12 protein-coding genes are annotated in these 14,214 nt (G+C 74.1%); 7 read left to right on the forward strand and 5 right to left on the reverse strand.

Annotation, left to right across the window (positions count from 1 at the left end):
- The first annotated feature begins 416 nt into the window (after positions 1 to 416).
- The 4 genes from ABD160_RS14315 (at position 417) to ABD160_RS14330 (ending at position 3,900) form a co-directional block, all read left to right on the forward strand.
- Positions 417 to 2,510, forward strand: a complete 2,094-nt coding sequence (locus ABD160_RS14315) for an ATP-dependent DNA helicase UvrD2 (protein WP_344022469.1) — start codon at positions 417 to 419, stop codon at positions 2,508 to 2,510.
- Between the two features lie 202 nt (positions 2,511 to 2,712).
- A complete protein-coding gene (locus ABD160_RS14320) occupies positions 2,713 to 2,976 on the forward strand; it encodes a hypothetical protein (RefSeq protein ID WP_344022471.1) in 264 nt (87 codons plus the stop codon).
- Positions 2,977 to 3,233: 257 nt separating this feature from the next.
- The gene (locus tag ABD160_RS14325) at positions 3,234 to 3,524 is read left to right on the forward strand and encodes a WhiB family transcriptional regulator (RefSeq protein WP_344022473.1); all 291 of its coding nucleotides are present in this window, start codon (positions 3,234 to 3,236) and stop codon (positions 3,522 to 3,524) included.
- Positions 3,525 to 3,636: 112 nt separating this feature from the next.
- Positions 3,637 to 3,900: a hypothetical protein gene (locus tag ABD160_RS14330; RefSeq protein WP_344022475.1), complete on the forward strand. Its 264-nt coding sequence runs from the start codon at positions 3,637 to 3,639 to the stop codon at positions 3,898 to 3,900.
- A 113-nt stretch (positions 3,901 to 4,013) separates the two neighbouring features.
- Here the strand turns inward: ABD160_RS14330 and ABD160_RS14335 are convergent, their stop codons facing one another.
- Entirely contained in the window at positions 4,014 to 4,433 is a 420-nt protein-coding gene (locus tag ABD160_RS14335; RefSeq protein ID WP_344022477.1) for a VOC family protein, read from the reverse strand.
- A gap of 59 nt (positions 4,434 to 4,492) precedes the next feature.
- On the opposite strand from ABD160_RS14335, the gene ABD160_RS14340 reads away from it, so the two are divergent.
- Complete coding sequence (locus ABD160_RS14340; protein WP_344022479.1) at positions 4,493 to 5,104, forward strand: TetR/AcrR family transcriptional regulator; 612 nt, start codon at positions 4,493 to 4,495, stop codon at positions 5,102 to 5,104.
- A 53-nt stretch (positions 5,105 to 5,157) separates the two neighbouring features.
- Here the strand turns inward: ABD160_RS14340 and ABD160_RS14345 are convergent, their stop codons facing one another.
- The gene (locus ABD160_RS14345) at positions 5,158 to 6,486 is read right to left on the reverse strand and encodes an ABC1 kinase family protein (RefSeq protein WP_344022481.1); all 1,329 of its coding nucleotides are present in this window, start codon (positions 6,484 to 6,486) and stop codon (positions 5,158 to 5,160) included.
- Positions 6,483 to 7,457 (reverse strand): hypothetical protein, encoded by a 975-nt coding sequence (locus tag ABD160_RS14350; RefSeq protein ID WP_344022483.1) that lies wholly within the window; start codon positions 7,455 to 7,457, stop codon positions 6,483 to 6,485. The genes ABD160_RS14345 and ABD160_RS14350 overlap by 4 nt, the downstream gene beginning before the upstream one ends.
- Positions 7,458 to 7,682: 225 nt before the next feature.
- Here ABD160_RS14350 and ABD160_RS14355 point away from each other — a divergent pair, with 225 nt between their 5' ends.
- Entirely contained in the window at positions 7,683 to 8,306 is a 624-nt protein-coding gene (locus ABD160_RS14355) for a M48 metallopeptidase family protein (protein WP_344022485.1), read from the forward strand.
- Between the two features lie 11 nt (positions 8,307 to 8,317).
- Here the strand turns inward: ABD160_RS14355 and ABD160_RS14360 are convergent, their stop codons facing one another.
- Both ABD160_RS14360 and ABD160_RS14365 read right to left on the reverse strand, forming a co-directional pair.
- Entirely contained in the window at positions 8,318 to 9,892 is a 1,575-nt protein-coding gene (locus tag ABD160_RS14360) for a zinc-dependent metalloprotease (protein ID WP_344022487.1), read from the reverse strand.
- A gap of 157 nt (positions 9,893 to 10,049) precedes the next feature.
- The gene (locus ABD160_RS14365) at positions 10,050 to 11,057 is read right to left on the reverse strand and encodes a YlbL family protein (RefSeq protein WP_344022489.1); all 1,008 of its coding nucleotides are present in this window, start codon (positions 11,055 to 11,057) and stop codon (positions 10,050 to 10,052) included.
- A 242-nt stretch (positions 11,058 to 11,299) separates the two neighbouring features.
- On the opposite strand from ABD160_RS14365, the gene ABD160_RS14370 reads away from it, so the two are divergent.
- Positions 11,300 to 14,212 carry a UPF0182 family protein gene (locus ABD160_RS14370; RefSeq protein ID WP_344022491.1) on the forward strand — a complete coding sequence of 971 codons (2,913 nt, stop codon included), beginning with the start codon at positions 11,300 to 11,302 and terminating at the stop codon, positions 14,210 to 14,212.
- The last annotated feature ends 2 nt before the right edge of the window (positions 14,213 to 14,214 follow it).

Here is a 14,214-nt window from a genome sequence, read left to right on the forward strand (position 1 = left end):
ACGACACGAACCCGTGCGGATCCCGACCTCGTCCGGATGGCGCGCGACCCGCTGTGGGCCGATGCGCGCGGACGTCGCGCGGCCGGTCTGCGCGAACCCCACCGGCCGAGGCCACGAGCCGACGCGACCGCCGCAGACCCGCGCGCGACCGCCCCGACCTTGCGCGGCCGCCCCGAGCCGTGCGCGACCACCTCGACCCTGCCGACCGCCCCGATCCCGAGTGAGACTTCCTCGACCACGCGCGCGACCTCCTCGGTCCAGCGCGATCCGGGGATCCCGCGCGTCCCCCGGGACCTCGCGCCCTCGGCAGCCCGCGGCCCCACCCCCACGTCCCGCCGCACCCCGCGCGAGCGACCGCGCCGACACCCACGGGCGGGTCCGGCGGAAGTGTCGGAGCCGGGTGTCAGGATGGGCAGGTGCCGTCCCGAACCTCCCCCCGCCCCGCCCGCACAGGACAGGTCCCGGAGAGTGCGGACGGGCTGGACCCCGATCAGCGGGCCGCCGTCACCGCGCCGCGCGGTCCGGTCTGCGTCCTGGCCGGCGCCGGCACCGGCAAGACCCGCACGATCACCCGGCGGATCGCGCACCTGGTCGGGCAGGGCCACGTCGCCGCGGGCCAGGTCCTCGCCGTCACCTTCACCGCGCGCGCCGCGGGGGAGCTGCGCACCCGGCTGCGCGGGCTGGACGCCCCGGGCGTGCAGGCCCGCACCTTCCACGCCGCGGCGCTGCGGCAGCTGCGCTACTTCTGGCCGCAGGTGGTCGGCGGGCAGCCGTGGCCACTGCTCGACGGCAAGTTCCGGCTGGTCGGCCAGGCCGCCGCCCGCGCCGGGGCGGGCACCGACTCGGACGCGTTGCGCGACCTGTCCTCGGAGATCGAGTGGGCCAAGTCGTCGTTGATCGCCCCGGTCGACTACCCGGCCGAGGCGGCCCGGCGCAAGCGCGACGTCCCCGGTTCCGCCGCGCAGGTCGCGCAGGTCTACGCGGGCTACGAGGAGCTCAAGAACGCCGCGCAGGCGCTCGACTTCGACGATCTGCTGCTGCACACCGCCGTCGCCCTGGAGGAGCACGCCGGGGTCGCCGAGGAGTTCCGCTCCCGCTACCGCTGCTTCGTCGTCGACGAGTACCAGGACGTCACGCCGCTGCAGCAGCGGCTGCTCGACGCCTGGCTCGGCGACCGGGACGACCTGACCGTCGTCGGCGACGCCAACCAGACGATCTACACCTTCGCCGGGGCCTCGCCGCGCTACCTGCTGGAGTTCCCGCGCCGGTTCCCCGGCGCCGCCGTCGTCCGGCTGCAGCGCGACTACCGGTCCACCCCGCAGATCGTCTCCTGCGCGAACCAGCTGATCGGCGCCGCCCGGCACCGGCCGGCCGGGTCCCGGCTGCAGTTGGTCGGGCAGCTCCCGCCCGGGCCGGATCCGGACTTCTCCGAGCACGACGACGAGCCGGCCGAGGCCGCCGCGGTCGCCGGCCGGATCCTCACCCTGCTCCGCGACGGCACGCCCGCCTCCGAGATCGCGGTGCTGTTCCGGATCAACGCCCAGTCCGAGGCGTTCGAGCAGGCGCTGTCCGACGCCGGCGTGCCCTACCAGGTGCGCGGCGGCGAGCGGTTCTTCGCCCGCCCGGAGATCCGCCGGGCGATGGTCGCGCTGCGCTCCGCCGCGCCGGAGCAGCGGCCCGGCACCGATCTGGTCGACGTGACCCGCGCCGTGCTCGGCGCCCGCGCCGGGCTCAGCGACGAGCCGCCGAAGGGCGCCACCCTGCGCGCCCAGTGGGAGTCCCTGCTGGCGCTGGTCGGCGTCGCCGAGGAGCTCGCCGCCGCCGAACCGGAGGCCGACCTGGCCCGGCTGTGCGCCGAGCTGGACACCCGCGCGGACTCCGCGCAGGCACCCGTCGTGCAGGGCGTCACGCTGGCGTCGCTGCACGCCGCGAAGGGCCTGGAGTGGGACGCGGTGTTCCTGGTCGGGCTGGCCGACGGGACCCTCCCGATCGGCCACGCCGGCGACGACGAGCACGCGATCGAGGAGGAGCGCAGGCTGTTCTACGTCGGGATCACCCGCGCCCGGCGGGTGCTGTCGATGTCCTGGTCGCTGTCCCGGGCGTCCGGGCGCGGGCCGAAGCGGCGGCGCTCCCGGTTCCTGTACGGGCTGATCCCGGACTCGCACCCGGCGTCGCGGGTGGCGGGCGAGCGTCGCCCGGGCGGCGCGCGTCCCCGCTGCCGGGTGTGCGGCACGCCGCTGTTCGGCGGCACCGCGACCAAGCTGATGCGCTGCGACGACTGCCCGTCCGACGTCGATCTCGAGCTGCTGGACCGGCTCAAGCAGTGGCGGGCCGGGGAGGCCAAGCAGCAGGACGTGCCGGCGTTCGTCGTGCTCACCGACGCGACGCTGACCGCGATCGCCGAGCAGCGTCCGGCCGATCCCGCGGCACTCGTCGGCATCCCGGGGATCGGGGCGGCCAAGCTCGACCGGTACGGCGACGCGGTGCTGGCCCTGCTCGCCGAGCGGTAGCCGGACCCCTCTTCGGTCAGCCCCTCGTGAACTTCCGGAGAGAGTTCGGGAAAACCGGTTGCACCCCTGTGCGCGGCACTTCTAGTGTCGACTGCACCGAGTGGAGCACATCACTCCACCGAGACATGCGCCGTGCGGGAGACCGCACCGCGCGGACACGCCGCAGGCACTGCGACACGGAGACATGGAGGAGGTGGCCGGGATGAACGACTTCGATCTGATCATCCGGACCGGCCCCGCCCTGCCGTGCCCGCCCGCGAGCACCGTCCCGCACCGCGTCGCGCACGCGACGCTCGGCGAGCGTTCCTGGCAGCGGACCGAGGTCGTCGGTGGCCCGTTCCGTACCCGGGAAGACGTCTACGTCCAGCCGGTCGGCAAGGCCACCGTGATCGCCATGGACTTCGGTCCGACCGTCGATGACAAGTCCACATCAGCGTCCGTTCCCGGGCGCCGAGGGGGAACCTGACCCTCAGCGCTCGCGCCGAGTCCCGATCGGGGCCGCGGAACCCACGCACACGGGTTCCACGGCCCCGATTTTTTTGTCCGCATGTCCGTCCCGAGGAAAGCAGATCTGTGCAGAACGCAGGTCCGACAACCGTCCGAGAAGTTCGATCGAGGAGGTCGATCGTGTACGTGAGATCCGCTCCGTGTGACGGCGGAGTGATCCAGGCCGAGAGCGGTGGCGGCTGTTCGTCACCCGCGGGCGGGCATCCGCCCGCCGAGGTGACCGGAGCAGCCGGGCAGTGGTCGGCACTGCCCTGCCGCAACGGCGACGCGGACCTGTGGTTCGCCGAGTCGCCGACCGAGCTGGAGCAGGCGAAGGCGCTCTGCACCGGCTGCCCGGTGCGGGACGCCTGCCTGTCCGGCGCGCTGGCCCGCGGCGAGCCGTGGGGGGTGTGGGGCGGCGAGATCTTCGACCGCGGCCGGGTGATCCCGCGCAAGCGGCCGCGAGGCCGTCCCCGCAAGGCCGACCTGGAGCGCGACCGCGCCTACGCACTGGCCGCGGGCTGCTGAGACCGACCCCGACCGGCCCCGGGCGCCGGCCGCGGGCCGCGGGCCCCGGCAGATCCCCGACAGATCCCGACAGATCCCGACAGATTCCGACGCCGACGAGGAGACGACCGAGATGAGCCACCTGATGACCGCACCGACGGTGCCCGCCGAGCGACCGATCACCCACGCCGAGCACACCGATCACCTCGTGAACCCGGAGAACGCAATGACGCTCATCCATGAAGCACTGGCGAGATCCCATCAGCAGGAGGCGCAACGGGAGGCCGCGGAGTACCGGCTGGCCCGGCGGCTGTGTGCGGCCCGGCGCTGGACCCGGCTCGCGAACTGGGTCTCCGCCCGCGCCGAGCGGGCCCGGGCCCGCGCCCGCGTGACCTGATCCCCGGAGCCACACGGCTGCGACATGCGGCCGCGACTCACGGCTGCGACACATGACACCGCCCCGCCCGGACCGGTTCCGGGCGGGGCGGTGTCGTGTTCTCCGGGCGCCGGTCAGCCCGGCGACCCGCCCGCGGCGAAGGCGCCGGCGAACTCCGGTGACGGCGGGATCTCGGTGATCACGTCGACGAGCACCCCGTCCGGCCCGGCGACGATGAAGTGCCGCTGCCCGAAGTCCTCGTCGCGCAGCTCCAGCGCCACCGGCAGACCGCCCTGCACGACCAGCCGCGTCCACTCGGCGTCGACGTCGTCCACCTCCAGGTTCACCAGCACGCCCGCCGCCGATCTCCCGCGGTACGCCTCGGGGATCGTCGGATGGTCACGGTCGAGCACCGCGATCTCGTGGCCCTCGCGTCGCAGGCTCACGTACCAGTCGGCGTCGAAGGTGATCTCGAAGCCCATCGGGCCGGTCCAGAACGCCCGCGCGGCGGCGACGTCGTCGGTGGCGAGTACGGGGTAGCAGCTGGTCAGCACGGTTCCTCCCGAGATTGACGTACCGTTGGTATGCGAAAAGCTACTGACGTACCATCGGTATGTCAACGACGGGAGACGGCATGGGCGTGCGGGCCGAGCAGCGGGAGCGGACCCGGCGGGCGCTGCTCGACGAGGCGGAGCGGCTCTTCGCGCGGGACGGCTACGGCGCGGTCGGGCTGCCGGCGGTCGTCGGCGGCGCCGGTGTCACCAAGGGCGCGCTCTACCACCAGTTCGACGGGAAGGCGGCGCTCTTCGCGGCCGTCCTGGAACGGGTGCAGGAACGGGTCGCCCAACGGGTGCTCGACGCGGCCCGCGGGCTCCCGGACGACCCGTGGCAGCAGCTGCTGGCCGGCTGCCGGGCCTTCATCGAGGCCAGCACCGGCCCGGCCGCGGCCCGGATCATGCTGGTCGACGGGCCTGCCGTGCTCGGCTGGCCGGCCTGGCGGGAGCTCGACGAGCGCACCTCCGGCCGCCATCTCGCCGCGGCGCTGCGGGCGCTGGTGCAGCACGGCGACCTGGCGCCGCAGCCGATCGAGCCGCTGGCCCGGCTGCTGTCCGGGGCGATGAACGAGCTCGCGATGTGGCTCGCCGGGCCCGGGACGACCGACGCCGACCGGGACGCGGCGCAGGCCGCGCTCGAGCGGACCCTGGCCGGGCTGCGGTCCCGGTGACGGCGCGGTCCCGGTGACGGCGCGGCCGCGGTCAGCGGCCGCGCCCCCGCCGGTCAGGAGGCCGCCGGCCCCTCGAACATCTCCGGCTGCCAGTGCTCGACGATCTCCCGCAGCCGCACCCGGGCGTCGAGCTGGCAGAGGATGCCGAGCGTCCCCATCGTCACCCGGTGCACCAGCAGGAAGCGCGGCGGCAGGTTCAGCGACCGCCCGATCGCGGCCTCCGGGCTGCGCAGGTCACCGACCCGCTCGGCCTGCGACTGGATCCAGCGCCGGCTGAAGTGGAACTCGTCGTTCTCCAGCGGCTCGGTGAACGGCGCCAGGTAGCCGAGGATCTGCTCCTGGTCGATCCGGGCGCCGTCGCGGACGAACCCGGCCGAGCGCATCAGCGTCATCAGATCGGCGCCGCGTCCCTCCAGGGCGTACTTGGTCATCGCCACCAGCTCGGGCGGCATGCCGTCCGGCATCCGGGCGACCGCGCCGAAGTCCAGCACCAGCAACCGGCCGTCGTCGAGGATGCCGAAGTTGCCCGGATGCGGGTCGGCGTGCAGCAGGTGCGTGCGGTCCGGGGCCGAGTAGTGGAACCGGGCGAGCCGCTCGCCGGCGTGGTCGCGCTCCTCCCGGGTGCCGTCCCGGATGACCGAGGACAGCCTGCGCGCCTCGACCCACTCGGTGATGACGGCCTTGGGGGCGGACCCGACCACCCGCGGGACCTTGACGTCCGGGTCGTCGGCGAAGAAGGCGGCGAACTCGCGCTGGTAGCCGGCCTCGTCGCGGTAGTCGAGCTCCTCCTCCATCCGCTCACGGAGCTCGTTGACCAGGGGTTTGATCTCCATCCCGGGGACCAGCGGCTGCAGGATCCGGCTCATCCGCCCGAGCTGGCGCAGGTCCGAGCGCAGGGCCTCCTCGGCGCCCGGGTACTGCACCTTGACGGCGACCTCGCGGCCGTCGCGCTTCCACACGGCGCGGTGCACCTGGCCGATGCTGGCCGACGCGGCCGGGATCTCGTCGAACTCGGTGAACCGGGAGCGCCAGGAGCGGCCGAACTGCTGGGTGAGCATGTGGTCGACGTCGGCCATCGGCATCGGCGGTGCCGCCGTCTGCAGCTTGGTGAGGGCCTCCCGGTACGGCTCGGCGTACTCGTCCGGCACGGCCGCCTCGAACACGGACAGTGCCTGCCCGAACTTCATCGCGCCGCCCTTGAGCTCGCCGAGCACCGCGAACAGCTGCTCGGCGCTCTTCGCGGCGAGCTGCGCCGAGATCTCGTCCCGGTCGCCACCGGTGAGCCGGCGGCCGAAGCCGGCCGCGGCCCGCCCCGCGACGCCGAGCGGGATGCCCGCGAGCTTGGCGGTACGCGATGCCGTCCGGCGGGGAATGTCGCTCACCCCACGATTGTCCACCCGGGGCGGGGCGGAGCGCACCTCGCGGTGGGTGTTGTCATGGGTGCCGTCCTGCGGATCGCCGCTGCATCGCAGGGGCAGCCGGGGCGTCCGCGGAGCGGACGGGCGGTGATCGACGCCAGGTCCGCGGCGAGTTCCAGCTCGGTCCGCCAGGACGCGGGCGGGGGGCTCCCGGCCGCCGGGCCGTCCAGCGCGGCGAGAACCTGGGCGACGGCCAGCGCGGCGGTCGCGGCGACGACGTGCGGATCGCCCGTGCGGGGCGCCGGGAGCGCGGCGGACGGGTCGCGGTCGCGGTCCCGGCACTCCGGGCAGGGGCCACCGCCGGGCAGGAGCAGTGGCCCGACCACCCCGCGTCCGTTGCGCAGCGTGACGACGAGGTGGACGGCCGGGCTGTCCGGGGCCGCGTCCCGCGCCCCGGCGAGGACCACCAGATCGGGCGGGACCCGCCCGGCCGGCCCGGACCGGACACCCGCGGCGGCGAGCAGGTCGTGCAACGCCCGGGCCCGGCGGCCGTCCCCGGCGGGGAGCCCGGCGGCGACGTCCGCGCCGTCGACCGTCCCGGTCACCCGCGGCAGCACATGGCCGACGCCGCTGCGGGCCAGCCCGGCGACGACGGCGCTGCCGAGCGCCGAGTCCCCGCGGACCTCCACCAGAGCCGATCCGCGCCGTCGCAGCATCCGGTCCCCGTCGTCCGGGTCGGCGAGCAGCCCGGCCCGCAGCAGGGCGCCGAGCAGCACCAGCAGCGCCGCGCGCCGGCCCGGCGGCAGCGCCGCCTGCAGCTCGGCGACCGTGCGGGGACCGGCACCGAGCCGGTCCAGCGTCGCCGCGACGGCGGGGGACAGATCGTCGAGCACCCGGGTCCCGGCGGGCCCGTCGCCGATCCGGCGGGTGCGTGGTCCGGTCGCCACGATGGCGTGATGCGGTGCGAGCGCCAGCCGGCGCGGGAGTTCGCTCATCGGCCCACGGTGGCGGGTCCGGCCGGGTGCGCGTGGCGGAATCCGGCCGGCGTTCGCAGAAGCACACGGGGCAGCACACGGGGTGCCGGGGCCGGTTCCGCGGCGCGGTCCGGCCGGGGGAGGACGGGACGCCGCGGCCGGCCCGTCGTCCGGAGCCGGGAACCCGGCCGGATCGGCCCGTACCGGCGGCTCACATCGGATGTCAGGTCGGCTTACTCTTGTCCCATGGCGAGCTCCCCGGTCGAGGTCCGACGCAGCGCCCGCCGGAAGCGGATGGTCAGTGCGCGCCGCGAGGGCGATCGCGTCGTCGTGTTCATCCCCGGCTGGATGTCCGCCGAGCAGGAACGCGACTGGGTCGCCGAGATGGTCAAACGGATCGAGGCCAGTGAGGCCCGGCGGCGCTCACCGGGCCGCCGCGGCGACGAGGCCCTGCTGCGCCGGGCGAACGAGCTGTCGGCGCGCTGGCTGGAGGGCCGCGCGACGCCGGTGTCGGTCCGCTGGGTCCCGACGATGCGGACCCGCTGGGCGTCCTGCACGCCCGACGACCGCACCATCCGGATCAGCGAGCGGCTCCGGGACGCCCCCGGCTGGGTCGTCGACTACGTCCTGGTGCACGAGCTCGGGCACCTGCTGTCCGCCGCGCACGACCAGGTCTTCTGGTCGTGGGTGTACCGCTACCCGCGCACCGAGCGGGCGATCGGCTACCTGGAGGGGCTCAACGCCGCCGCGTCGCTCGGGATCACCGGGGTGGACGGCGACCCGGCGACGGCCGACGCGTCCCCGGAGCCCGCCGACGACGCGCCTGCGGTCGCGCTCCAGGACCCCCCGGCGGCCGCCGCGGGCGGCTGAGCCGGACCGCTTCAGGAGTCGCGCTTCGGCCCCTCGTCGCCGTCGGACGAGCCGGACGCGTCGGAGCCGCCGGGATCATCGGACGAGCCGGACGCGTCGGAGCCGCCGGGCGGGTCCTGCTCCTTCCGCGCGTCCTCGGCCATCTGCCGCTCCAGCTCGGCGATCGGGTCGTCCGGCACCCCGCCACCGGAGCCACCGCGGACGAACGCGGCCGGGTCGTCCAGGTCGTCCGCCGACGGAATCAGGTCCGGGTGCGCCCAGACCGCGTCCCGGCCGTCGATCCCGCGCTCGTCGCGCAGCAGCTGCCACAGCTCGGACGCGGCCCGCAGCTTGCGCGGCCGCAGCTCCAGCCCGACGATCGTCGCGAACGCCTGCTCGGCCGGACCGCCCGAGGCGCGCCGGCGGCGCATCGTCTCGCGCAGCGCGCCGGCGCCGGGCAGCCGCTCGTCGAGCGCCTCCGCCACGACGGTGTCCACCCAGCCCTCGACGAGCGCGAGCAGCGTCTCCAGCCGGGCCAGCGCGGCCTTCTGCTGCGGGGTGTCCTCCGGCTCGAACATGCCGGACTGCATGGCCTCCTGGATCGACTCCGGGTTCGACGGGTCGATGCCCTGGGCGAGCTCCTCGATCCGGGAGGTGTCGACGGTGATGCCGCGGGCGTAGTCCTCGACCGCGCCGAGCAGCCGCTCGCGGAGCCAGTGCACGTGGGTGAACAGCCGCTGGTGGGCGGCCTCGCGGGCGGCCAGGTAGAGGGTCACCTCGCCGGCCGGGCGGTCAAGGCCCTCGGTGAACCGGGCGATCGCCTCCGGCAGCAGCGCCGCGGTGCGCTCCGGGCCGACCGGGATGCCCAGCTCGGTGGAGGTGAGCACCTCCTTGCCGAGCTGTGCGAGACCCTGGCCGAGCTGGCTGCCGAACGCCATCCCGCCCATCTGGCCGAGCATCGCCAGCATCGGGCCCGCCGCGCTGCGGACCTCCTCGGGCAGGCCCTCGACCCAGGCCGCGGACAGCCGGCGCGCGACCGGGTCGCACAGCCGCTTCCAGGTGGGCATGCCCGCGCGCACCCAGTCGCTGGGTGTCCACGCCTTGACCTCGCCGCCCGCGGACGGGAACTCGGTGGCCGGGTCCAGCCACAGCTCGGCGAGCCGGACGGCCTCGGTCACGGCGGTGCGCTGGTCGTCGGTGAGCGACGACGTCGTCTGCGCGAGCTGCTGGGTGGCGAGCTGGGCGGCGAGGTCGTAGTTGACCGGCCCGCCGTCGCCGGACCCGGTGCCCGCGTGGCTGAGCATCTGGCCGAGCTGGGACAGCATCTGCCCGAGCTGGCTCATGTCGAAGTTGCCGCCCGCGCCGCCCGGCATCCCGGGCATGCCCGGCAGCCCGCCCGTGCCGAACGCCGCGAACGGGTTCTGCTGCTGGCCGGCCGGGGTGTCCCCGGACGCCGGGTGCGACCCGAAGCCGAACGGATCCGGCGGTCCCTCCTGCTCGCCGCCGGACCCGTCACCGGAGCCGGCGGAGGAGTCGGGGCCGCGCCCCTCCTCGTCCTTGTCACGGTCACGGTCGGCGGGGCCGAAGCCGAACGGGATGTCGCTCATGCGTCCCACCGTACGCGGGACGGGGTGCCCGACGCCTCCGCCCGCGGCACCGCGATCCGGTGTCGGCACAGGTCGCCGGGCCTGTTCGCGGGCGGCGAACCGGTACGGGCCGTTCCGTGCAGTGCCTACTCCGTGCCGGGCCTACTCCGTGCCGGGCCTACTCCGTGCAGGACGCCGGCGTGCCACCGGCGTCCAGCGTCTCCAGCGCGGCGACGGCCTCGTCGAGCGTGCCGACCCGGACCAGCTGCAGGCCGTCGGGGGCGTCCGCGGCGGCCTCGGCGCAGTTCGCGGCCGGGACCAGGAACGTCTCCGCGCCGACCTCCTGCGCCTTGATCATCTTGAACCGGATGCCGCTGATCGGGCCGACGTCGCCCTCGGCGTTGATGGTGCCCGTCCCGGCGACGAACCGGCCGCCGGTGAGCGGGCCCGGCGTCAGCTTGTCCACCAGCGCCAGGCTGAACATCAGCCCGGCGGACGGCCCGCCGACGTCGCCGAGGGTGATCGACAGCCGCTGCCCGTCGGCGGGCGTCGTCGCCGGGGTGATGCCGAGGAACGCGCGCTCCGGGGCCTCGGGGTGCGGCGCTGGGGTGACGGTCACCTCGCGCGGGGCGGCGCCGTCGCGGGACACCGTGAGCTCCAGCGGCTCGCCGGGGCGTGCGGTGCCGAGCGCGTCGAGCAGCGCCTGGACCGAGGCGACCGGGGCGCCGCCGACGCCGCGGATCTCGTCGCCCACCTCCAGCACCCCGGCGGAGGGGGAGTCGTCGGTGAGCGCGCCGACCGTCACCCGGGTGGGCAGCCCGAGGTGGTTGAGCGCGGCGGCCTCGGCGTTCGCGATCGAGCCGTCGAACTCCTGCTGGTTCTCGGCGGTGACCTCGTCGGTGCTGCGCCCGGGCGGGTAGAGCGAGGACCGCGGCGCGAGCCGGTGCGTCCCGGACGCCCACAGCCCGAGCGCCCGGATCGTGGTGATCCCGTCGGTGACGCCGACGGTGGTCATGTTGAGGTGCCCCTCGGTGGGGTAGGTCGGCAGCCCCTGTGCGGACACCACCGGGGTGCCGTCGACGTCGCCGAGGGTGTCGAACGTCGGGCCGGGACCCAGCGCGACGACCGGTGCGGGCAGCACCGATCCGACGACGGTGAGACCCAGCAGCACCAGCAGTGCCGTCACCCACGTCGATGATCGAAGGCCCACGCGCGCACCTTACGGTCGTGATCGGTCCGGGACGCGGCTGGGTGCCGGGCGGCCTGTCCGAACTGTCGTTTTCGTGGTGGGATGGCGGAACCGCCGGGGCTCAACCGGGAACTCACGCCGTCGCCGTAGAGTTGACAGTCGGAGAACCTGCCGTCGCTCCCCGCCGGCCGAATCTCTGCGATGTCGTACCCGAGCTGTGGAGCGTGCCCGTGTCGTCCATGCGGCCCCCTGTGGGAGCGCCGTCGCTGACCCGCCGAACCCGGATCCTGCTGGCCGCCGCGGGCGTCCTCGTAGTGCTTCTGCTCGGTGGCTCGCGGCTGCTGAACTTCTATGTCGACTACCTGTGGTTCGGTGAGGTCGGCTTCCGGAGCGTGCAGCTCACCCGGCTGTTCACCCAGATCGTGCTGTTCGGCGTCGTCGGCCTGGTGGTCGGCGGTCTGGTCGCGCTGACCCTGTGGCTGGCCTACCGGTACCGCCCGGTGTTCGTCCCGGTCTCCGGCCCGGAGGACCCGGTCGCCCGCTACCGCACGACGATCATCCAGCGGCTCCGGCTGTTCGCCGTCGGGGTGCCGGTCGCGATCGGCCTGATCGCCGGCCTGGCCGCGCCGGTGCAGTGGCAGACCGTGCAGATGTTCCTGCACGGCACGCCGTTCGGGCAGGTGGATCCGGAGTTCGGCAACGACATCGCGTTCTACGCGTTCACCCTGCCGTTCATGCGGATGGTGCTGAACTGGCTGTTCGTCGCGATCGCGCTGTGCTTCGTGCTGGCGCTGGTCACCCACTACATCTTCGGCGGCATCCGGCTGACCGGCCGGTCCGGCTTCGTCTCCACCGCCGCCCGGGCCCAGCTGGCCGTGCTGGCCGGCGTGTTCGTGCTGCTCAAGGCGGTCGCCTACTGGTTCGACCGGTACGACCTGCTGTGGTCGAACCGGAACTCGCAGACGTTCTACGGGGCGACCTACACCGACCTGAACGCGGTGCTCCCGGCGAAGCTCATCCTGCTGATCATCGCGGTGGTGTGCGCGCTGGCGTTCTTCGTCGCCGCGTTCCGGCAGAACCTGCAGATCCCGGCCGTCGCCGTGGTCATCCTGGTGATCTCGTCGATCCTGGTCGGCACGGCGTTCCCGCTGGTGCTGCAGCAGTTCGTGGTCGCACCGAACGCGAACGAGCGCGAGGCGCCATCGATCGAACGGAACATCGCGGCCACCCGGGACGCGTTCGGCATCGGCCCCGACAACGTCAACATCGTGCCCTACGCCGGGGAGTCCGAGGCGACACCGGCGCAGGTCCGGGCGGACACCGACACCATCCCGAACATCCGGCTGCTCGACCCGGGCAAGCTGAACCGGACGTTCACCCAGCTCCAGCAGCGACGGAACTTCTACGGCTTCGCGCCGAACCTGGACATCGACCGGTACACGATCGACGGCGAGACCCAGGACTACGTCGTCGCGGCCCGCGAGATGGACGCGAACGCGCTCGTCGGCAACCAGCAGGACTGGATCAACCGGCATCTCGTCTACACGCACGGCAACGGCTTCGTGGCCGCACCGGCGAACCAGGTCAACGAGGCGCTGGAGGACGCGGGCGGCCAGGGCGGCCTGCCGCTGTTCACCGTCAGCGACACCCAGACCCAGGGCCGCATCCCGGTCGACCAGCCGCGGATCTACTACGGCGAGCTGCTGGACAACCAGTACTCGATCGTCGGCGCCGAGGAGGGCACCCCGCCGCGGGAGTACGACTCCGACGAGGCGCAGTACACCTACACCGGCGCCGGCGGCGTCCCGGTCGGCGGGCTGTTCAACCGGGCCGTGTTCGCGCTGGCCTACGGCGAGCGGAACATCCTGTTCAACAGCTCGATCAACTCCGAGTCGAAGATCATGTACGTGCGGAACCCGCGGGACCGCGTGCAGGCCGTCGCCCCCTGGCTGACCCTGGACAACGACCCGTACCCGGCCGTGGTCGACGGGCGGATCCAGTGGATCGTCGACGGCTACACCACGCTGCGGGACTACCCGTACGCCGAGCGGGTCGAGCTCGGCGACGCCACCGCCGACTCGCGGCTCGGGCCGGACGGCCAGCAGCTGCCGAACGAGACGATCAGCTACCTGCGCAACTCGGTGAAGGCCACGGTCGACGCCTACGACGGCACCGTGCGGCTCTACGAGTTCGACGAGAACGACCCCGTCCTGCAGACCTGGGAGAACGCGTTCCCGGGCACCGTCACGCCGCGCTCGGAGATCAGCCCGGACCTGGAGGCGCACCTGCGCTACCCGGAGGACCAGTTCAAGGTCCAGCGGGAGCTGTTGACCCGCTACCACGTGGACAACCCCGGCGAGTTCTTCTCGACGGTGTCGTTCTGGGACGTCCCGTCCGACCCGACCGCGGCCGGCGGCACCGAGGGCGGTGCGCAGGACGCGCAGCCGCCGTACTACCTCTACGCCGGCCTGCCGAACCAGGAGGGCGCGTCGTTCCAGCTCACCAGCGCGCTGGTGAGCCTGCGCCGGCAGTTCCTCGCCTCCTACGTCTCGGCCGCCTCCGATCCGGAGAACTACGGCCAGATCACCGTGCTGCAGCTGCCCAACGAGACCCAGACGCTGGGTCCGCAGCAGGTGCAGGCCCAGTTCCTGGGCTCGCCGGAGGTCTCGCAGGAGCTGAACCTGCTCCGGCAGAACCAGACCACGATCGACTACGGCAACCTGCTCACCCTCCCGGTGGCCGGCGGGCTGCTCTACGTCGAGCCGGTCTACATCGAGCGGGCCGGGCAGGACTCGTCCTACCCGCAGCTCGCCCGCGTGCTGGTGAGCTACGGCGGCCGGGTCGGCTACAACGCCAGCCTGTCCGCGGCGCTGGACGAGGTGTTCGGTGCCGGTGCGGGTGACGCGGCGGGCGGTGCGGCGCCGACCACCGGTGAGCAGCCCGCCCAGCAGGAGCCGCCGGACCCGAACGGTGCGGAGACCCCGGCGCCGCCCGCCGCACCGACCGGTGCCCAGGCGACCGCGGCGCAGGAGATCCGGGACGCGCTGAACGACCTGCGGGCCGCCCAGCAGGCCGGTGACTTCGCCCGCCAGGGCGACGCGCTGGCCGAGCTGGACCGCGCCGTCGAGCAGTTCCAGAACTCCGGCGGCTGAAC

This window comes from Pseudonocardia kongjuensis (genome assembly GCF_039526905.1).
GTDB classification, from domain to species: domain Bacteria; phylum Actinomycetota; class Actinomycetes; order Mycobacteriales; family Pseudonocardiaceae; genus Pseudonocardia; species Pseudonocardia kongjuensis.

What these genes read in the sequence shown, in the direction of transcription:
- ABD160_RS14360 (WP_344022487.1), bottom strand. Translation starts at nt 9,892, where the DNA reads ATGAGCGACATCCCGTTCGGCTTCGGCCCCGCCGACCGTGACCGTGAC.
- ABD160_RS14330 (WP_344022475.1), top strand. Translation starts at nt 3,637, where the DNA reads ATGAGCCACCTGATGACCGCACCGACGGTGCCCGCCGAGCGACCGATC.
- ABD160_RS14320 (WP_344022471.1), top strand. Translation starts at nt 2,713, where the DNA reads ATGAACGACTTCGATCTGATCATCCGGACCGGCCCCGCCCTGCCGTGC.
- ABD160_RS14355 (WP_344022485.1), top strand. Translation starts at nt 7,683, where the DNA reads ATGGCGAGCTCCCCGGTCGAGGTCCGACGCAGCGCCCGCCGGAAGCGG.
- ABD160_RS14370 (WP_344022491.1), top strand. Translation starts at nt 11,300, where the DNA reads ATGCGGCCCCCTGTGGGAGCGCCGTCGCTGACCCGCCGAACCCGGATC.
- ABD160_RS14340 (WP_344022479.1), top strand. Translation starts at nt 4,493, where the DNA reads ATGTCAACGACGGGAGACGGCATGGGCGTGCGGGCCGAGCAGCGGGAG.
- ABD160_RS14350 (WP_344022483.1), bottom strand. Translation starts at nt 7,457, where the DNA reads ATGAGCGAACTCCCGCGCCGGCTGGCGCTCGCACCGCATCACGCCATC.